The sequence below is a fragment of the Psychroserpens sp. NJDZ02 genome, assembly GCF_004843725.1.
Taxonomy (GTDB): Bacteria; Bacteroidota; Bacteroidia; order Flavobacteriales; family Flavobacteriaceae; genus Olleya.
This window is the reverse complement of record NZ_CP039451.1, coordinates 1,964,984-1,985,308: the sequence shown is the minus strand read 5'-3', so window position 1 is coordinate 1,985,308 and position 20,325 is coordinate 1,964,984. Positions and strand designations below refer to the sequence as shown.

The following is a 20,325-nucleotide window of genomic DNA, read 5'->3' as shown; positions in this document are numbered from 1 at the left end:
TATTAAGGTAAAGATAAAGTTATTAGTAAAACTATTTGTTCTTAAACGATTAATAACGTTAAGATAACATAGCTTTAATTTTAAAGCTATTTTAATTTGCTCAAAATCAAGCATCAATTACCATTCTGACAATCAAAGCTTTAAAAACACATTATTATAATGTAAAATTACACAATAGTCCCTAGAATAATACCAATTAGCAAAAAATCCTGTATATCTTTATTACCTAATTTAACACTATTAAACTATGAAAAAACTTTACTTTTTACTTTTTATTTTAATAGGTCTAACCTCTGTTAACCATACAATAGCACAAGGGGCAGAAACGTTTAACAATCTTACATTATCTGGAAACTCATATACAGACGGGGCTTTTACTGGTGACAACGGAGTGACATGGAATTACACACAGTGTAGAGATGAGAATGGTGATGATAACAGTTCTGGGATAGATGGCAAAGCCATTATGCTAAGACGTATTTCTGACAACAGTGCTATATCTGCACAATCAGGTGCAAATGGTGTCGGCGGACTTACCTTTAAACTTTACAAAGGATTTACAGGAGGAGGAGACAGACAAGTAGAGTTATTTGTTAACGGAACCTCTTATGGAACATCGACTCCTTTTGATGATTACACAGAACATATTTTTACTGTTACTAATATTAACGTAACAGGAGATGTTTTGATTGAAATTAGAAATAACACAGGCAAACAAGTTATAGTCGATGATGTTACCTGGTCTACTTCTGGACAGACATTATCTAATAATAACTTTGAATTCGTAACTTTTTCGCTATTCCCTAATCCAACAACTCAAGATTTTGTAACTATTAAAACCACAACAAAACAACCTACAACTGTTATTGCTTTTGACATTTTAGGTAAGCAAGTCTTAAAAACGGTTTTAAAAACTAACAGACTAGATGTATCTGAATTAAACGCAGGAGTCTATATTTTACAATTAACACAAAACGAAACTACAACAACTAAAAAATTAGTGGTTCAATAATTACTAAACCTTAACATTTTAAAGCGTTGCTAATAGCAACGCTTTTTTTTATTTTCGATACTTTTGTGTTTTACAATAGCATGACCCTAACAAACGACATATTTAACATCACTTCAGACACCCAATTTAAAGCTGTAGCTTTAGAGGTGTTCCGCTTTCAGTTTGAGAACAATAGTATTTATCGCTCATTTTGCGATTTACTGTATGTAAACCCAAGTGATGTTTCAGAATTACATCAGATTCCTTATTTACCGATTCAGTTTTTTAAATCGCATGCCGTTTTAAGTTCTAAAGACTCTATCAAAACAACCTTTAGTAGCAGTGGCACAACAGGACAGATTACGAGTAAACATCATGTCACCGACTTAAGTATTTATGAGACTAGTTTTAAAAAAGGTTTTAATCATTTTTATGGCAACATAGAAGATTACACCGTTTTAGCACTATTGCCTAATTACCTAGAACGAGAAGGCTCCTCTTTAGTATATATGGTTGATCAGTTAATTAAAGATTCTAACAAACCTAAAAGCGGGTTTTATTTAAATAATTTAGATGAATTAAAAGACACTCTTATTCAACTAGACAGTTCTGGAGAAAAAGTCTTAATGATAGGCGTTTCGTTTGCGCTTTTAGATTTAATTGAAGCTCATACATTTAACCTTAACAATACCATTATAATGGAAACTGGCGGGATGAAAGGGCGACGCAAAGAATTAATACGACAAGAATTACATACGCTTTTAAAACAAGGTTTTGGTGTCAATACAATCCATAGCGAATATGGTATGACCGAGTTACTAAGTCAAGCTTACTCTAAAGGACACGGCGTTTTTAACTGTCCGCCTTGGATGAAACTACTAACTAGAGACACAGAAGATGCCTTAACCGTTTTTGACACTCCAAAAACAGGTGGTATTAATGTTATTGATTTAGCAAACATTAATTCTTGTAGTTTTATTGCCACTCAAGATTTAGGAAAAACTTACACCAATGCAGACTTCGAAATTATTGGTCGCTTTGACAATAGCGACATTAGAGGTTGTAATTTAATGGTCTTGTAAGTTTTGCGAAAAAGACACGACCAACTAACTATGAAAAAGAGGAATTAGGTTTTAGTTGGTTAACTAATTTCAAAAAAAAAGCCTGCTTAAATTTAAGCAGGCTTTTTTTGTTTAAGATTATAATTAAATCGCTTTAATTATAAACGTGCTTTTCTTACCTCTATTAATAACGATATACCTATCATTAATTAAATCCTCGGTAGTTATTGTATAAGCATCTGTTACTTTATCTTTATTAACAGAAACTGAATTTTCTTTTAATGCACGACGCGCTTCTCCGTTACTTCCTAAAAAGTTAGTCTCGGCAGACAATGCAGCAATCATATCTAAACCAGCTTCAATTTTATCCATGGACACTTCTGCCTGCGGTACACCTTCAAAAACGTCTAAAAATAAACGCTCATCAAGTTCTCTAATTTCATTTTTAAAATCTTTACTAAATAGTATACCTGATGCCTTTATAGCATTATCTAATACATCCTTAGAATGCACAAAAGTAGTCACTTCTTCTGCTAATCTTTTTTGTAATGCTCTAAACCCAGGATTTTCTTTATGCTCTGCTACTAAAGCGTCAATGGTCTCTTTGTCTAAAAAAGTAAAGATCTTGATATACTTTTCTGCATCTTCATCAGAACTGTTTAACCAAAATTGGTAAAACTTATAAACACTAGTTTTGTCAATATCTAACCAAACATTACCACCTTCACTTTTACCAAATTTACTACCGTCAGCTTTTGTAATTAACGGACAAGTCATAGCATAAGCCTTGGCTTTATCGTCACCTACATTCATACGTCTTACTAACTCGGTACCTGTCGTAATGTTTCCCCATTGGTCACTTCCACCCAATTGCAATTTGCAATTCATGGTTTTGTGTAAATGGTAAAAATCATACCCTTGGATTAATTGGTAAGTAAACTCGGTAAAACTCATTCCGACATTACCTTCTTCTCCAGACAAACGTTTTTTAACGCTATCCTTGGCCATCATATAGTTTACTGTAATACGTTTACCAACGTCACGTGCAAAGTCAATAAATGAAAAAGTTTTCATCCAATCATAGTTATTTACTAAAACTGGTGCGTTTTTAGCGGTAGAGTTAAAATCTAAAAACCGTGATAATACACTTTTAATTCCTGCTACGTTATGGTTTAAAGTTGCTTCGTCTAACAAGTTACGTTCGTCACTTTTTCCTGACGGATCACCAATCATACCCGTCGCTCCTCCAATTAAAGCTACTGGTTTATGTCCTGCTTTTTCTAAATGTACTAATATTATAATTGGCACTAAACTACCAATATGTAATGAGTCTGAAGTTGGATCAAAACCAATATAGGCCGAAGTCATCTCTTTATCAAGTTGCTCTTCAGTTCCGGGCATGATATCGTGTACCATCCCTCTCCATCTTAATTCTTCTACAAATGCATTAGCCATTTTAGTGTGATTTTATTATTGAATTGGCAAAGATAAAAATCGTGTTATAAACTACATACAATATCTAATATTTATTACCTTCGGGATATGATTTTAGTTACAGGAGGAACTGGTATGGTTGGTGCACATTTATTATTTCATTTATTAAATGAAAAGCAATCTGTGCGCGCTATTTATAGAACTGAAAAAAAGTTTGAAACCGTTAAGCGTATTTTTAGTTATTATAGTGAAACTCCACAACAACTATTTGATCAAATTGACTGGGTTGCTGCCGACTTAAATGATATCCCATCATTAACTGAAGCTTTTATTGACATTGACTACGTTTATCATTGTGCCGCATTTGTATCTTTTGAACCCAATAAATTTGAATTACTACGCAAGACAAACATTGAAGGCACAGCAAACATTGTAAACTTTTGTATTGCCCAAAACGTAAAAAAACTATGCTATGTAAGCTCAATAGCTGCCCTAGGCACACCTGCAATTAAAACCAACTTAATTACCGAAGATACAGAATGGAATACCGAGTTTGATAATAGCGTTTATGCTATTACTAAATATGGTGCTGAGTTGGAAGTTTGGCGCGGGACACAAGAAGGTCTAGATGCTGTAATTGTAAATCCAGGTATTATTATTGGTCCTGGTATTTGGAATTATGGTAGCGGATCATTAATTACTATGGTTAATAAAGGCTTACCTTTTTATACCACAGGAAGCACAGGATATGTTGACGTAAAAGATGTGGTTAATTGCATGGTACAATTACTAAAAAGCGACCTTAAAAACGAACGCTATATATTAATCTCTGAAAACTTAACTTTTAAAGATTTTATAGATAAAACCGCTAAATATCTTGGCGTTACACCGCCTAAAAAGAAAGCTTCTAAATTTATATTAGCCATTGGATGGCGTTTGGATTGGCTTAAACATAAGATAACAGGAAAACGTCGTCAATTATCTAAACAAACAGCACAATCGGCATTATCGACAAGTCAATTTAGTAATGCTAAAATAAGTACTACTCTACAATATACTTTTAAAAATATAGATAAAAGCTTAAACGATACTGTGATCTGCTTTAAAAAATAATTACGCTATTTTTTAATAGGCCCTTTTAATTTGTTTTTTGAAAGTTTTAATTTTTCTTTCTTTTGTTTTTCTTTGCTCTTTTCTTCCTCTGCTTTATAAAAGGCTCTCAAATCCTCTAATTTAGTCTTCACTTTAACATACATCTCATTATATTTTTCAATATCATAAGCATAGTAGTCATTACTACTAACAAATTGAGCACTATCAATTTTGTGTTTATTATAAATAAAACTATCGGGCATGATCCCTCTATTCTCCAATTCTCTTTTATTAATCCCTTTAGCTGAAGACATAATAGTTAAGTCTACTAGCACATCAACCATTTTATCCTCACTTAATAAATCATCTGGCTTGTCTGGCTTTTGAACACCATAACAGGACACAAATAATAACACTAATAATATATAAATAAGAGGATTCTGTTTCAAAATAGTTATCTATTAAAAGTTAATCGCTTAGCGTATTTAGTATCATAAAACTTAAAATTCTTATAAGCTAAACCACCATTTACAAAGGTGTGTGTAATTCTGGACTTAAACGTTGTTCCTTCAAAAGGAGACCATCCACATTTGTATAAAATATTATCTTTATTAACCGTCCATGGGTTATTTACATCCACAACTACTAAATCAGCATAATACCCTTCCTTAATATAACCACGCTTTTCTACTTCAAATAATATCGCAGGATTATGACAAAACTTTTCTACTATTTTCTCTATAGAAATGTCTCCATTATGATACATTTCTAATAAAGCAGGTAATGCATGCTGTACTAAAGGACCACCAGAAGGTGCAGATGTATATACATTTGATTTTTCTTCAAAAGTATGAGGCGCATGATCTGTAGCGATAACATCTATCTTATCATCTAATAATGCTTTAAGCAATTTAGCTCTGTCTTTTTCCGTTTTAACTGCCGGGTTCCACTTAATAAGCGTACCTTTTTCGTCATAGTCTTTATCACTAAACCATAAGTGATGAACACAAACTTCTGCAGTAATCTTTTTATCTTTTAAAGGTGTTTTATTATCAAACAACTCGGTTTCCTTACCTGTAGATAAATGAAACACGTGTAAACGCGCCCCTGTTTTCTTAGCTAGTTCTATAGCTTTAGAAGATGAGATATAACACGCCTCTTCACTTCTAATTATAGGGTGAAAATTAATAGGAATATCATCTCCATAACGTTCTTTATAAATATCAAGATTTTTCTTAATCGTTGCTTCATCCTCACAATGCACCGAAATTAATAAATCTGTACTTTTAAATATCTTTTCTAAAACCTCTGGATTATCGACTAGCATATTACCGGTAGAGGATCCTAAAAATAGTTTTAAACCAGCAACGTCTTTTTTATCGACTTTTAAAATTTCGTCTAAATTATCGTTAGTACCACCAAACATAAACGAATAATTAGCCCATGCTTTTTTAGAAGCAATCTCAAATTTATCGTTTAATTTCTCTATTGTTGTCGTTTGCGGGTTAGTATTTGGCATCTCAATAAAAGAAGTAATGCCTCCTGCAATAGCAGCTCTAGATTCGGTTTCAATATTAGCTTTATGTGTTAATCCAGGCTCTCTAAAATGCACTTGATCATCAATAGCACCAGGAATAACATATTTTCCCTCGGCATCAAAGACATTTACATCCGCAGATTTTGCGCTTATAGAAGGACCTATTTTAGTAATAAACTCGCCTTCAATTAAAATGTCCCCATTAAAAACGGTGCCTTCATTAACAATTTTAGCATTTTTAATAAGTGTTTTCTTGTTATGCATCTTCTACTTGGATTTGAATAAACTTTTAAACTTCATACTAATAACTCCAAAAATAGCTTCGGATATTATACTAGAACTTAATTTGGACTCCCCTTTTGTTCTGTCGGTAAAAACAACTGGTACTTCCACTATTTTAAATTTTTTAAGGTGGGCGTTAAATTTCATTTCGATTTGAAATGCATACCCCACAAATTTTATTTTATCTAGATTAAGCTGTTCTAACACCTGCCTTTTATAACATATAAAACCAGCTGTAGCGTCCTTAACCCGCATACCTGTTATGACTCTAACATACATAGACGCACCATAAGACAAAATAACACGACCTATTGGCCAATTTACGACATTTACGCCTTTTACATAGCGTGACCCAATAGATATATCTGCATTATCTGTATGACAAGCCTCATATAAACGCATCAAATCCTGTGGGTTATGGGAAAAATCGGCATCCATTTCAAAAACATATTGATACGTTTTTTGCAAACACCATTTAAACCCATGGATGTAAGCCGTACCAAGACCAGCTTTCTCTTTTCTTACCTCTAAAAACAAACGGTTAGGAAATTCTTTTTGCAACGCTTCCACTTTTTTAGCGGTTAGGTCTGGAGAATTATCGTCTACCACTAAAACATCAAATGCCTTTGGGAGCGCAAAAACGGCTCTTACAATAGCTTCTATATTTTCAATTTCGTTGTATGTTGGTATAATAACAACAGCGTCCTGCATCAATACTTTTTAAAATTTAGGCAAATGTACATTTTTATAAAATTACTTAATTATAAAAATTACTTAATTATTAATCGTTTTCCTGTTTAAAAATAATAATTTTGAGCCATGCTTAGAGATATTAATAATCTAGATATTTTAACACTAACTATAATGGGGTGCTTGTTTTTAGTAGCCCTATCTAAATTATTGTTCCCCAAACGTTTTAACGAATTTGCCTCTTTACTTTTTAATTCTAGATATTCTAACTACTATATTAAAGAACAACGTTTTTTTGATATTTTTGAAGGTCTTCTTTTTATAAATTTCAGTTTAAACCTAGGGATCATACTTTATCTCTTTTTAAGTAACAATAGTTTACAAGAAATCACACAACTAGACCTATTTATATATGCTTTTTTAATTGGCATATTTATTATCTTAAAAGTTTTATTAGAGCGTTTGTTATCTAGTCTTTTAGATATAGAACCATTAATAGACCGCTACCTATTTCAAAAGATAAGTATTAGAAATTTTATAGGTTTATTATTATTACCCATAAATACCTTTTTGATTTACACTATAAAACCCAACCAAGCCCTTCTGTTAGCAGTAGCTGTCTTATTTATTTTAATTAGCATTTATAGTGTCTTTTTATTCCTAAAAAGCAATCTTAATACCTTTAGAAAGAGCTTGTTTTATTTTATTTTGTATCTTTGCACTCTTGAAATTGCACCTTACGTTGTTTTATATAAAATTATCACAACAAAACAGGTCTAAATTAAATTATACAACGTATGAAAGTGAAAACCATTTTAGTCTCACAACCAGAACCTAAAATTGAAAATTCGCCTTATTTTGACCTCTCAGAAAAGCAGAAAGTTAAAATTGATTTTAGACCTTTTATTCATGTTGAAGGTGTCCCATCCAAAGACATTAGACAACAAAAAGTAGACTTAAACAATTACACTGCTATTATTTTAACCAGCAGAAATGCGGTAGATCACTTTTTTAGAGTGGCTGAAGAAATGCGCTTTAAAGTACCAGACTCAATGAAGTATTTTTGTCAGTCTGAAGCAGTTGCCTATTATTTACAAAAATATGTAGTCTACAGAAAACGTAAAATTTATGTTGGTAAACGTAATTTTGCAGACTTATCGCCTTTAATTAAAAAATATAAAGACGAAAAATTTTTACTACCTACCACCGATAAGCTTAAACCTGAAGTTCCAGAAATATTAAACGGTTTAAATATCAGTTGGAAAGAAGCTGTGTTTTACAAAACGGTAATTAGTGACTTATCCGATTTAGAAAATGTAACTTATGATATTCTAGTATTCTTTAGCCCAAGTGGTATTGATTCTTTATTTCATAATTTTCCAGAATTCAAACAAAATGATACTAAAATCGCCGTATTTGGTAACACAACTATAAAAGCGGTAGAAGAAAAAGGGTTACGTGTAGACATCTCTGCACCAACACCAGAAACACCATCGATGACTATGGCACTTCAAAAATATATTGACAAAGCAAATAAAGGAAAATAAACTTTAACCTTTTATACAAATCAAAAGCGCTAATTGAAAAATTTCAATTAGCGCTTTTAATTTATTTAATAAATTTCTAGCGTATAGATAAATTAAAAAAACATTAGAAATCAAGTTACTATCCAGTTTCAACATCTCCAACAAGAAGAATAGCAAAACCTTTAGACCACTATTATGGTGACTAAAACCATAATTTACGCGTATCACTATTAAAAACGATATACAAATCAAAAGCGCCAATTGAAAATTTTCAATTGGCGCTTTTTTAATTAACACTTTATTTATTACTATTCAGCGTAACGTTGTGGTCCACCACGTCTTATTTCTTCACTTGCATAAGATTCAAACTGTTCAAAGTTTACTCTAAACGCATTAGCTAGTTTAAAAGCTGTTTTATAATACTCTTTACTATCACTCCAAGTTGACCTTGGACTTAATACCTCATCCGGTACTCCTGGACAACTTCTAGGTTGTGCCACACCAAATACAGAGTGGATATGGTAATCTTTATAATTGTACAGTCCTAAATCTCCATTAAGCACTGCACTAATCATAGCTCTAGTGTATTTTAATTTAATTCTGCTTCCTACACCGTAGGATCCTCCGGTCCAACCGGTATTAATCAACCAAACATTTACGTTAGCATCCTTCATTTTCTTGCTTAACATCTCAGCATATTTTGTTGGATGTAAAGGCATAAAAGGCGCTCCGAAACAAGCAGAAAAACTTGGTACAGGCTCAGTAATACCAGCTTCCGTACCAGCGACCTTTGCAGTGTAACCAGATATAAAATGAAATGCTGCTTGTGCCGGTGTTAATTTAGAGATTGGAGGCAATACTCCAAAAGCATCAGCAGTTAAAAAGAAAATGTTTTTAGGATTTTCTCCTGTAGATGGTACTCTAATATTTTCAATATGGTTAATTGGATAACTTACACGTGTATTTTGTGTAATAGACGTATCTTCAAAATCGACTTCCCCTTTATCATTCATGATAACATTTTCTAGGATAGCCCCTTTCCTGATTGCTCCAAAAATCTCTGGCTCTTGCTCTCCTGATAAGTTAATTACTTTTGCGTAACATCCACCTTCAAAATTAAAAACAGTATTATCTGCAGTCCAACCATGCTCATCATCTCCAATTAAACTTCTGTCAGGATCTGTAGATAATGTTGTTTTTCCTGTTCCTGATAATCCAAAGAAAATAGCTGTATCCCCATCCTTACCTACATTGGCACTACAATGCATTGGCAATGTGTTTTTATATACAGGTAAGATAAAGTTAAGCGCAGAAAAGATTCCTTTTTTAATTTCACCAGTATAACCAGTTCCACCAATTAAAGCAATTTTTCTAGTAAAATCTAGAATTGCAAAATTATGTTGACGTGTTCCATCAACTGCAGGATCTGCCATAAATCCTGGGGCATTAACAATAGTCCATTCTGGAGCAAAGTCTTTTAATTCTTCTTCCGTTGGCCTTAAAAACATGTTATAAGCAAACATATTACTCCATGGATACTCATTAATAACACGAATGTTTAATTTATAATCTTCATCTGCACAAGCATAACTGTCTCTAACAAAAACTTCTTTATTAGATAAGTAGTCTGTTACTTTATCGTAAAGTTTTTGAAACTTATCAGAATCAAAAGGGATATTAATATCTCCCCACCAAACTTTATCCTCAGTAACACTATCTTTTACAATAAAACGATCCTTTGGAGAACGTCCTGTAAACTCGCCAGTATTTACCGCAATAGCTCCTGAAGATGCTACTTTACCTTGTCCTTTTTCTAAGACACTAGATTGCAACTCCTCTGGTGACAATTGGTATTTTACTTGGGCATTTTTGATTCCGTATTGTTCCAACGAAATCGTTTTCGTAAATTGGGTATGGTTTACCATAATTTGTATATATTGTGTATGTGTTGTTTGAAATGCAAAGTTAAAATTAATAACAGATAAACGTCAAATAATAACTAATTATTATGTTTTTGCTTTAAAACACTTGTAAACATAACAATCCAAGACACTATTAAAAATAAGCCTCCAATAGGTGTTACGATTGCTATAGACTTAAAATTAAACCCAGACAAATCATTTGTGGCTAACCCATAAATGGAGCCAGAAAAAAGAATAATTCCTATCAATACGAAGTAAAACATAAACCTCTTACCCTTCTGACTAACAAAGTTTTGACTTCCAACAATCAAAAGTAAAAAAGCATGATACATTTGATATTTCACTCCTGTTTCGTAACTTATAATAGACTCTGGCGATATCAAATCCTTCAAGCCATGTGCGCCAAACGCGCCTAAAATAACACTTAACAATCCAAGGATAGTTCCTAACATTAATAAACTCTTATTCATAATAAATTATATAATTCGTAATTAACCCCGTATAAATTTTCTACATTCGTAATTCAAAAATACTCAACAAATCTCATTATGCGAAAGATTTTAGTCATAGGTTCAGGAAAATCCACTTCTTATTTAATTAAATATTTACTAGATAAGTCAACCACCGAAAATTTACAAATTACCGTTGGTGATTTAAACATAGAAAGTGCTAAAAAAATGATTGGTACTCATGCCAACGCTTCAGCAATTACTTTAGATGTTTTTGATGCCAATTCTAGAGAATCAGCAGTTAAAAACGCCGATATCGTTATCTCTATGTTACCGGCACGTTTCCACATAGAAGTTGCAAAAGATTGTGTTACTTTTGGAAAAAGCATGGTGACTGCGTCTTACGTCAGTGACGAGATGCAAGCTCTTGACCAAGCTGCAAAAGATAAAGGCTTAATCTTTATGAATGAGATTGGTGTCGACCCAGGAATTGACCACATGAGTGCCATGCAAGTTATAGACAGGATCCGAGATAAAGGTGGGAAAATTATCCTTTTCGAATCCTTTACAGGTGGTTTAGTTGCTCCAGAAAGCGATAACAACTTATGGAACTACAAATTTACTTGGAATCCAAGAAACGTAGTGCTAGCAGGACAAGGTGGGGCAGCCAAATTTCTTCAAGAAAACACGTACAAATACATCCCTTACAACCGTTTATTTAGACGTACCGAATTTTTAGATGTCGAAAATTATGGCCGTTTTGAAGCCTACGCTAATCGCGATTCTTTAAAATACCAAAGTGTATACGACCTAAACAATGTTAAAACCTTATACAGAGGGACTATACGTCGTGTAGGTTTCTCTAGAGCGTGGCAAGTTTTTGTAGCCTTAGGGATGACCGATGACAGCTACACAATCGATGACAGTCAAAACATGAGTTATCGTGATTTTGTAAATGCTTTTTTACCATACAGTCCAACAGACTCTGTAGAGCTTAAATTTAGACATGCTTTAAAAATAGATCAAGATGATATTATTTGGGACAAGTTTTTAGAACTAGACCTTTTTAGTAAAACAAAAATGGTCGAACTTAATAAAGCAACACCAGCTCAAATCTTACAAAAAATACTACTGGACAGTTGGACCTTAGACGCCAATGACAAAGACATGATCGTAATGTACCATAAGTTTGGATACGAATTAGATGGTAAACAACATCAAATTGACGCCACAATGGTTACTCTAGGAGAAGATCAAACGTATACTGCTATGGCCAAAACCGTCGGACTACCTGTAGCAATTGCTACTTTGGCTATATTAAACGGTAAAATTAAAACGCCTGGCGTACAAATACCAATTACAAAAGAAGTCTACACACCAATATTAAAAGAACTAGAAGACTACGGGATCACCTTTAAAGAAACCCAAGTTCCTTATTTAGGCTACAATCCTTTAAACGTTTAATATTTGGGCGTTACCACACAAGTCTTACAAGGTCCAAAAACCTTGTAAGACTTATTTAGGTCAGGCTGTCCGTTATATCTTTTTTGCTTTTAATGGCAAAAAAGGATGCCACTACCATCCTTAACGCATCTGCGAAGAAGACAACGTAAAAAACAATGTTTTAATTTCAATTTCAAATAGTTTGCCTATTTTTATGTTTTAAACTATAACTAGAACAACTTTGAAAACTACAAACAACAACGTTACTATAGATGGTATTGACAAAAAAATACTTCGTGCGTTAATGCAAGATGCCCGTACGCCCGTTTTAGAGATTGCACGACAAGTCGGTATCTCTGGCGCTGCGATACACCAACGTTTACGTAAGCTAGAAAAATCAAAACTTATTGCTGGTTCTAAATTTGTTATCAACCCAAAAGTATTAGGCTATACAACTATGGCATTTGTGGGGATTTATTTAGATAAAGCCATGAGTAATCCAGAAGCTGTAAAACACTTAAAAAAAATACCTGAAGTACTAGAATGTCATTACACTACAGGAAACTGGAGTATTTTAATCAAAATACTTTGTAAAGATAACGAGCATTTAATGCACTTACTTAACAACGATATACAATCCATAGCAGGTGTTTCCAGAACAGAAACCTTTATATCTTTGGACCAACAGATTGAGCGTCAGATTAAAATATAGCAGATACACTTATCATATAAGTATTCTACAATAATTTATCATTGTTTTCCCTTGTGTAAAAATCTCTCAATCCGAATAAAAAAGGGCTATATTTAAAACGATAAAAGCGGGAATTCTTGACAGAATTCCCGCTTTTTATATAAAGAGTATTTTGAACTTACTTTTTTATAATTAATTTTTTAGAAGCTATATTTGAACGATCTGTAGCTTTAACAAGATACATACCTTCACTTAAATCTCCAACATATAAAGTCGTTACTATATTAGCTTTTATTTTAAATGCTTTTACGGTCTGACCTAATAAATTAACAATTTCAAAGTTCCCGCTAATAGCAGACTTAATACTCACATTTTCGCTACTAGGATTTGGATACATAGAAAACTTAACTTCATTTTCAAACGCATCGACACCTAATGTAGATATTGTAACACAAACGGATTCCACAACACAACCTCCAGAAGTTACAACCACTTTATAATCACCATTTGCTAAAGGCGTAAAATCTTGCGCGGTCTCTCCTGCTAATAAAGTACTTGGACATTCATACCACTGATATGTTGCTCCAACTTCATTGGCTGTTAACACAACACCGACCTGAGAGATTGTATCATCTACACTTATCACTTCTACATCGTCACTAGCAGAGTTTGTGCAGCCATTTGCATTTGTCAAAGTATAAGTAATAGTATGTGTTCCAACACCAGCTCCTGCTGGGTCAAAAGCATACGTCGTTCCGTTACCATCATCGGTAACGCCTGCTCCAGAATACACACCACCTGTAGCGGTTCCTCCACCTAAACCAGCTTGCACGCCAGCATCAACACATAAATCCATAGGCGCTGTAAAGGTTACTGTTGGTAATGCGAACACTTCTACGTCATCACTAGCAGCAGTGGTACAACCATTAGCATTTGCAAAGGTATAAGTAATAGTATGTGTTCCAACACCAGCTCCTGCTGGGTCAAAAGCATACGTCGTTCCGTTACCACCATCGGTAACTCCTGCTCCAGAATATACACCACCTGTAGCGGTTCCACCACCTAAACCAGCTTGTACACCAGCATCAACACATAAATCCATAGGCGCCGTAAAGGTTACTGTTGGTAATGCGAATACTTCTACGTCATCGCTAGCAGCATTGGTACAACCATTAGCAGTTGTAAAGGTATAAGTAATAGTATGTGTTCCAACACCAGCTCCTGCTGGGTCAAAAGCATACGTCGTTCCGTTACCATCATCGGTAACTCCTGCTCCAGAATACACACCACCTGTAGCGGTTCCTCCACCTAAACCAGCTTGCACACCAGCATCAACACATAAATCTGAAGGCGCTGTAAAGGTTACTGTTGGCAATGCGAATACCTCTACATCGTCACTAGCAGAGTTTGTGCAGCCATTTGCATTTGTAAAAGTATAAGTAATAGTATGTGTTCCAACACCAGCTCCTGCAGGATCAAAAGCATACGTCATTCCGTCACCATCATCCGTAACTCCTGTTCCAGAATACACACCACCGGTAGCGGTTCCGCCACCTAAACCAGCCTGCACACCAGCGTCTACACATAAATCTGCAGGTGCAGTATATGTTGCTGTATCACTAATAATGTTAAACACTGTTCTGTTACTTTCGCCACATCCTGTTGTACTTGTGATATAATAATCGCCATTAGAAACCAAATCCACTCCATCTAAAGCTGTTCCACCTACAGCACCACTATACATTTGTAAATCACTTAATTGAGTGACATATGTTAAATCTGACAATAAATCGGCAACCGAAGTGTCGCCACATAAATTAATTCCCAATTGTATTTCCATAGTAGCACCAGAAAGACAACCTGTAGTGGTCCATCCATTTAATGGTGGCGTCACACCTGCTGGCACGTTTGTATTTTCAAAACCATTATTACCAAGGTCTCCAACTAAATGTAACACCCATTTAGTACCGTCAAATGAAATACCAAACGAACCATTTATATAACTGTTCTTTCCATTAAGCATTCCAGTAGAATTATAGAATCCATCATCTGGAGGATTTAAACATGGATTTACTGGAAATTTCACAGTTATTATATCAATTATTGGGTCAACTGGTGTTTGAAACACTTCAACTGCATCATTAGCAAAATTGCTACAACCATTGGCATTAGTAATTGTATAAGTAATTGTATGAGTTCCAACACCTGCTACTAAAGGATCAAATGAATAGGTCATTCCGTTACTATCATCTGTAACTCCTGATCCTGAGTACACGCCTCCTGAAGCTGTTCCACTTCCTAAACCGGATTGGACTCCTTCATCTACACATAAATCCATAGGTGCTGTAAAGGTTACTGTTGGTAATGCGAACACTTCTACGTCATCACTAGCAGCAGTGGTACAACCATTAGCATTTGCAAAGGTGTAAGTAATAGTATGTGTTCCAACACCAGCTCCTGCTGGGTCAAAAGCATACGTCATTCCGTTACCATCATCGGTAACGCCTACTCCAGAATACACACCACCTGTAGCGGTTCCACCACCTAAACCAGCTTGTACACCAGCATCAACACATAAATCTGAAGGCGCTGTAAAGGTTACTGTTGGTAATGCGAATACCTCTACGTCATCACTAGCAGCATTGGTACAGCCATTAGCATTTGTAAATGTGTAAGTGATGGTATGTGTTCCAACACCAGCTCCTGCTGGATCAAAAGCATAGGTCGTTCCGTTACCATCATCAGTAACGCCTGCTCCAGAATACAAACCACCTGTAGCGGTTCCACCACCTAAACCAGCTTGTACGCCAGCATCAACACATAAATCCATAGGCGCTGTAAAGGTTACTGTTGGTAATGCGAATACTTCTACGTCATCACTAGCAGCAGTGGTACAACCATTAGCACTTGCAAAGGTGTAAGTAATAGTATGTGTTCCAACACCAGCTCCTGCTGGGTCAAAAGCATACGTCGTTCCGTTACCATCATCAGTAACTCCTGATCCTGAGTACACGCCTCCTGAAGCTGTTCCACTTCCTAAACCAGCTTGCACACCAGCATCTACACATAAATCTGCAGGTGCAGTAAAGGTTACTGCTGTTACAGCATTAACAGTTACACTTTCATTTGAACTAGTTGGACAACTTCCTGCAGTTGTATACGTAACAGTATAGGTATTAGGTGTTGAAGCAGATACATCAATTACTCCTGTACCAGCATTTATACTAAGACCAGTTGTAGCACTAAATGTTCCACCAGTTACACCTGTAATATTTGGTGTTGGATCACTAGCATCAGTACAATACGATGCTGCGCTGTAGTTAAAGCTTGAGTCATCCAAAGCATTAATAGTAACATTAGCTGTTTCTGTACCATCACATAAACCAGGCGAATTATACTGAACAGTATAATTATTAGGTATTGAAGCTGACACATCAATAGTACCCGTATTTGCATTTATAGACAACCCTCCTGCAGATGAAAAAGTACCTCCTACAACTCCTGTAACAGTAGGTGTTGGATCTACACTATCCACACAGTAACTCGGTGCTCCATAACTAAAAGAAGCATCTTCTCTAGCTGTTGTATTTATAGTAACGGTTCCGCAGACCCCAGGTGTAACACAACCACCCTCACCTCGAATATAATAGGTTGTACTTAGTGGCATAGGGGTTACACTAACGGATGACCCAGTTGTTGTCGCCACTAAAGTCCCTCCACATGAGCCTGTATAAACAGACCATTGCGTTGCATCATTTTTATTTCCGCTAATCGAAATAGTAGCAGCATCTCCATCACATATTATTGCAGGTGCCGATGTCGCTGTTGGTATATCTGGCGCTGTACATACTGGAGCCAGATCCCAAGTAAAAGCATCCAAAGCTAAGTAATCTGCATTACTTGTTGAAGCTACTACTATTTCATCAACAGCAATGTTTGAATTATCTCCCCCCCCTTCAGTTGCAAAGTCAATTAACGTAAAGCCATTGTTAGGAGCAAAAGACGAACCATCAACAATACCTGAATTTTTTACAATAGTATATACTGTTGCACCGTCTACCTTTCCGGTAAATGTTAATGTTGTTGCACTCGCAGGACCAGATATACTTCTGTTGGAAACAAATAAATAAAGACTTTTAATAGTAATATCTGCTCCGTTTGTAGTTGTAATAGTAAATGACGTACCATCATTTTCCACTACGGTTCCACCAGAATTATCAATAAAAACATTGTCGGGTGCTGTTCCGTTCCAACCTGCTCCTGGATAATTATTTTCTATATTAAAAATAGCAGGTCCGGCTTCATTAGTTGTTATGGTAAAAACTTGTCCATTATCAGTAAAGGACGCAGAACCACCGGTTTCATCTTCGAATGCCTCTGTAGTTTGGGCCGAAGCTTTTAAGCTAATACAGCTTAAAAAAAGAAATACTACAAAAAATTGTAAAGATTTAAGAGGTAAAGATTGAGTAGTTTTTTGTTTCATTTTTTTTTAGATTTAAGGTTCACTAACAAATATATATTTTTATTTACAATTCAACATCAAATACAGATGTAATCTTTTGAAAAACAGGTACTTATACACGTTCCAAAAACAGGTGTTTATACGTATAGGATAAACCAATATTTATACGTAGTCAATTAACAAATAACCATACCCGTGATGATATTTAAGCAACACTAATTATTAAGACGTATTTTTCTAAAAAATTTATTTAATTTTAATTAAATTACATCTTAAACATCATAAAAAACGATATGTCCTCTGAATTGCATTTAAAAGATATAACGAAACTATTAATTGATTCAAAAACAGAGCAAGAAGAAATTAAGGCTGTTAATTTATTATCAAATTTTTACGCAAAAATTTTAGAAGTCATTTTATTTAAGGATTTTAATGCAACTGGCACAGAAGTTAACGGTGGGCTAGCGCTATCTCCAAAACATGCTAAAGACTGTTTGGAAGATTATGTAAGAACCGCTCGTTTTATTAAAGGATCATACAAAGCAATACAAAAGGCAATACAAATTTTCAAAAATAAAAAAATTGAAATTGTTTATGCAGGAACGGGACCATTAGGAACATTACTAGTCCCATTACTACCTTTATTTAGTAGTGATGATATCACCATTACATTTATAGATATTCATGAAAGTTCTATTTTAAGTTTAAAACAAATAATTAATCACTTGGGATATAAAGCGTATATCAAACAATACTTAGTGGAAGATGCAACCATCTTCAAATTTAAGGAACGAGCGCATTTACATGTGGCTATTACAGAAACAATGGATAAAGGACTTACAAAAGAACCACAAGTTTCAATAACTCAAAACTTGGTATCCCAACTTTCTGACAAAGGAATTTTAGTTCCAGAAGACATAGAAATAAGTTCTAGAAAATCATTTCATGCTAAAGAAAAAGCATTTAAGTCAAACACAAATTATATAGACTATATCAACCCAGAACAAAAAGACGTTTTATTTTCAATCAATAAAAACATGAAGTCTTTAGAAACTAAATTTAGTTTTGAATCTGATAGGAAATTTTTTAATCAAGATTTTGAAGACACTCCTGATATATGTATTTACACAAAAATAAAAGTGTTTGATGATATTTTTATAAATGACGGAGAAGCTTTAATAACCAATCCTTATTGTGTTAAGTCACTATATGCTTTAAAAAAGAACACATACAAGTTACAATACACAACAATAAATACACCTCATTGGTCTATAAATTAAACAATGCTCTATATAGGAATACTTATAGAGCATTGTTTGCAATATTAACTTCTTGAAGGAAAAACGCCTACTAAAGCAATAACAAAATTAATAGCTAAGTAGGGTTGCATGTTGTTGTGAGGTTGATTTCCTCCACTATTTTGTACATGTACAGAATTTGAATTAGCGTTTAAAACAACGTCAGGTGTCGCTTCATTAAACCCTAAATATGCCTCAAAATTTCTACCTACATTTTTCCCTGGAGTTGCAATTGAGGAGTTACTCGTGGCCTGTCCTAAAGTAGCTTCGCCAGAGCTGACCTTTATTTCTCCCTGAGCAGGATGACTGTGCGTAGGCAATTCAACGATACTTAAAGGATGATATTCCTCCCCTTGTCTTTGGCCCAAAGGTCTAGGACTAAGTCCAGGACCTGTACTACCTCCAGAACCGCCCCCAGAGTGAATTGGAGCCCTACCTCTTAAATCTGGTACTGCAAAAGAAGTGACTCCATCACCACCGTAAATGGTTCCTATAAGAGAAAATAATGCTGTGTTTTGTGAAATTGATAATAATTGTCCGTTGCAAAACGCCCATCCTCTTGGAGCAAAATTTCCTGCGAACATACTGATCGATCCTAATAATGGGTCTGCTGATGCCATAATAATAAAATTTAAAAATTAGTTTAAAATAAGTTCTAGATGTAAGAAATATGTATAATAACAATTCCAAAGCTATACCTAACAACCATTTTTAGTAAGCGTATAATCACGGAGTATTAAAACCACGTAAAAACACCCGTTTTTTGCAATACTGTTTTTTATGTGAATTAGTATGACTAGATTTATATATTAATTCAAACCAAAAAACCAAAAACTTATGAGTCAAACTAGAGAAAAATCAAAATGCGAAGGTGAAAGTGAAAATGAAGTAAAATTAGCTTGTGCAAAAACTTGGGCAAAAAAATGGCAAACAGACTTTCCAAATCATTCTAAAGCTTTTTTAATTCCTGCTATAGATTTAATACAAGCCCTTAAAGAGATGGACGTTCTGGTACCGCAAGAAGATGGTAACTATAGTCTTAAAAATATTGAATCAAGTGGTGTTCGTGCCTATATGGCAATAGATGAAGAGATTAAAGATGGTGGCGGAGAAAAGTTGTTAATTGTAGGAACTAAAGTAGACTGTAAAGGTATCCATCGGGATATTATAGAAGACGAAAAACATTCTGGTTGCGACGACTCTGATGTAGATCTGGCTGTAAATAAATTAATTGGAAGTGGTGTTTTTGATTTTACTTCGCCTTGTCCAAGTGATTGCGATATAAATAGTCCTTTATTCAATCCATAAAACTTAATGAAATTAATTAGTTCCCTTTTTGAATACTTAGGAATAGTTATACTTTTTATTAATGCTTTGTTGTTTTTTAAAAGCTATACTTCTAAAAAAAGTATGGCTTTTAAATATTTTACTTTTTATCTAGCAACTT

General features: G+C 34.3%; 17 protein-coding genes. 9 read left to right on the top strand and 8 right to left on the bottom strand.

Going from position 1 to position 20,325, the window contains the following annotated elements; genetic code table 11:
- Positions 1-247: 247 nt before the first annotated feature.
- Positions 248-1,012 carry a T9SS type A sorting domain-containing protein gene (locus tag E9099_RS08610; RefSeq protein ID WP_136583250.1) on the top strand — a complete coding sequence of 255 codons (765 nt, stop codon included), beginning with the start codon at positions 248-250 and terminating at the stop codon, positions 1,010-1,012.
- Positions 1,013-1,092: 80 nt separating this feature from the next.
- Positions 1,093-2,073, top strand: coding sequence for an acyl transferase (locus tag E9099_RS08605; protein WP_136583249.1), 981 nt, complete (start codon positions 1,093-1,095; stop codon positions 2,071-2,073).
- A 123-nt stretch (positions 2,074-2,196) separates the two neighbouring features.
- On the opposite strand, the gene tyrS is transcribed toward E9099_RS08605, so the two are convergent.
- Positions 2,197-3,507, bottom strand: coding sequence for a tyrosine--tRNA ligase (gene tyrS, locus E9099_RS08600; protein ID WP_136583248.1), 1,311 nt, complete (start codon positions 3,505-3,507; stop codon positions 2,197-2,199).
- Positions 3,508-3,594: 87 nt separating this feature from the next.
- On the opposite strand from tyrS, the gene E9099_RS08595 reads away from it, so the two are divergent.
- Positions 3,595-4,599, top strand: coding sequence for an NAD-dependent epimerase/dehydratase family protein (locus E9099_RS08595; RefSeq protein ID WP_136583247.1), 1,005 nt, complete (start codon positions 3,595-3,597; stop codon positions 4,597-4,599).
- A 5-nt stretch (positions 4,600-4,604) separates the two neighbouring features.
- Here the strand turns inward: E9099_RS08595 and E9099_RS08590 are convergent, their stop codons facing one another.
- Genes E9099_RS08590 through E9099_RS08580 form a run of 3 tightly spaced genes read right to left on the bottom strand, consistent with a single transcriptional unit; the run spans position 4,605 to position 7,108 of the window.
- On the bottom strand, positions 4,605-5,027 hold the full coding sequence (locus E9099_RS08590) for a DUF4296 domain-containing protein (protein ID WP_136583246.1): 423 nt from the start codon (positions 5,025-5,027) through the stop codon (positions 4,605-4,607).
- A gap of 5 nt (positions 5,028-5,032) precedes the next feature.
- A complete protein-coding gene (locus tag E9099_RS08585; RefSeq protein WP_136583245.1) occupies positions 5,033-6,379 on the bottom strand; it encodes a dihydroorotase in 1,347 nt (448 codons plus the stop codon).
- Positions 6,380-6,382: 3 nt separating this feature from the next.
- Positions 6,383-7,108, bottom strand: coding sequence for a polyprenol monophosphomannose synthase (locus E9099_RS08580; RefSeq protein ID WP_136583244.1), 726 nt, complete (start codon positions 7,106-7,108; stop codon positions 6,383-6,385).
- 108 nt (positions 7,109-7,216) lie between these two features.
- Here E9099_RS08580 and E9099_RS08575 point away from each other — a divergent pair, with 108 nt between their 5' ends.
- Positions 7,217-7,867 (top strand): DUF4271 domain-containing protein, encoded by a 651-nt coding sequence (locus E9099_RS08575; RefSeq protein WP_136583243.1) that lies wholly within the window; start codon positions 7,217-7,219, stop codon positions 7,865-7,867.
- A 17-nt stretch (positions 7,868-7,884) separates the two neighbouring features.
- On the top strand, positions 7,885-8,634 hold the full coding sequence (locus tag E9099_RS08570; RefSeq protein WP_136583242.1) for a uroporphyrinogen-III synthase: 750 nt from the start codon (positions 7,885-7,887) through the stop codon (positions 8,632-8,634).
- A 287-nt stretch (positions 8,635-8,921) separates the two neighbouring features.
- Here E9099_RS08570 and pckA read toward each other — a convergent pair whose 3' ends face one another.
- Together pckA and E9099_RS08560 are read right to left on the bottom strand one after the other, a co-directional pair.
- Positions 8,922-10,538 carry a phosphoenolpyruvate carboxykinase (ATP) gene (gene pckA, locus E9099_RS08565; protein WP_136583241.1) on the bottom strand — a complete coding sequence of 539 codons (1,617 nt, stop codon included), beginning with the start codon at positions 10,536-10,538 and terminating at the stop codon, positions 8,922-8,924.
- A gap of 74 nt (positions 10,539-10,612) precedes the next feature.
- Positions 10,613-11,005 carry a DUF423 domain-containing protein gene (locus E9099_RS08560; protein ID WP_136583240.1) on the bottom strand — a complete coding sequence of 131 codons (393 nt, stop codon included), beginning with the start codon at positions 11,003-11,005 and terminating at the stop codon, positions 10,613-10,615.
- A gap of 78 nt (positions 11,006-11,083) precedes the next feature.
- Here E9099_RS08560 and E9099_RS08555 point away from each other — a divergent pair, with 78 nt between their 5' ends.
- Together E9099_RS08555 and E9099_RS08550 are read left to right on the top strand one after the other, a co-directional pair.
- Entirely contained in the window at positions 11,084-12,448 is a 1,365-nt protein-coding gene (locus E9099_RS08555) for a saccharopine dehydrogenase family protein (protein ID WP_136583239.1), read from the top strand.
- A 220-nt stretch (positions 12,449-12,668) separates the two neighbouring features.
- Positions 12,669-13,139, top strand: a complete 471-nt coding sequence (locus tag E9099_RS08550) for an Lrp/AsnC family transcriptional regulator (RefSeq protein WP_136583238.1) — start codon at positions 12,669-12,671, stop codon at positions 13,137-13,139.
- Positions 13,140-13,296: 157 nt separating this feature from the next.
- Here E9099_RS08550 and E9099_RS08545 read toward each other — a convergent pair whose 3' ends face one another.
- Positions 13,297-17,601, bottom strand: coding sequence for a T9SS type A sorting domain-containing protein (locus E9099_RS08545; protein WP_136583237.1), 4,305 nt, complete (start codon positions 17,599-17,601; stop codon positions 13,297-13,299).
- Between the two features lie 272 nt (positions 17,602-17,873).
- On the opposite strand from E9099_RS08545, the gene E9099_RS08540 reads away from it, so the two are divergent.
- A complete protein-coding gene (locus tag E9099_RS08540; RefSeq protein ID WP_136583236.1) occupies positions 17,874-18,860 on the top strand; it encodes a hypothetical protein in 987 nt (328 codons plus the stop codon).
- Positions 18,861-18,904: 44 nt separating this feature from the next.
- Here E9099_RS08540 and E9099_RS08535 read toward each other — a convergent pair whose 3' ends face one another.
- Positions 18,905-19,498 carry a phage tail protein gene (locus E9099_RS08535; RefSeq protein WP_136583235.1) on the bottom strand — a complete coding sequence of 198 codons (594 nt, stop codon included), beginning with the start codon at positions 19,496-19,498 and terminating at the stop codon, positions 18,905-18,907.
- A 217-nt stretch (positions 19,499-19,715) separates the two neighbouring features.
- On the opposite strand from E9099_RS08535, the gene E9099_RS08530 reads away from it, so the two are divergent.
- Complete coding sequence (locus tag E9099_RS08530; RefSeq protein WP_136583234.1) at positions 19,716-20,186, top strand: hypothetical protein; 471 nt, start codon at positions 19,716-19,718, stop codon at positions 20,184-20,186.
- Positions 20,187-20,325 lie beyond the last annotated feature (139 nt).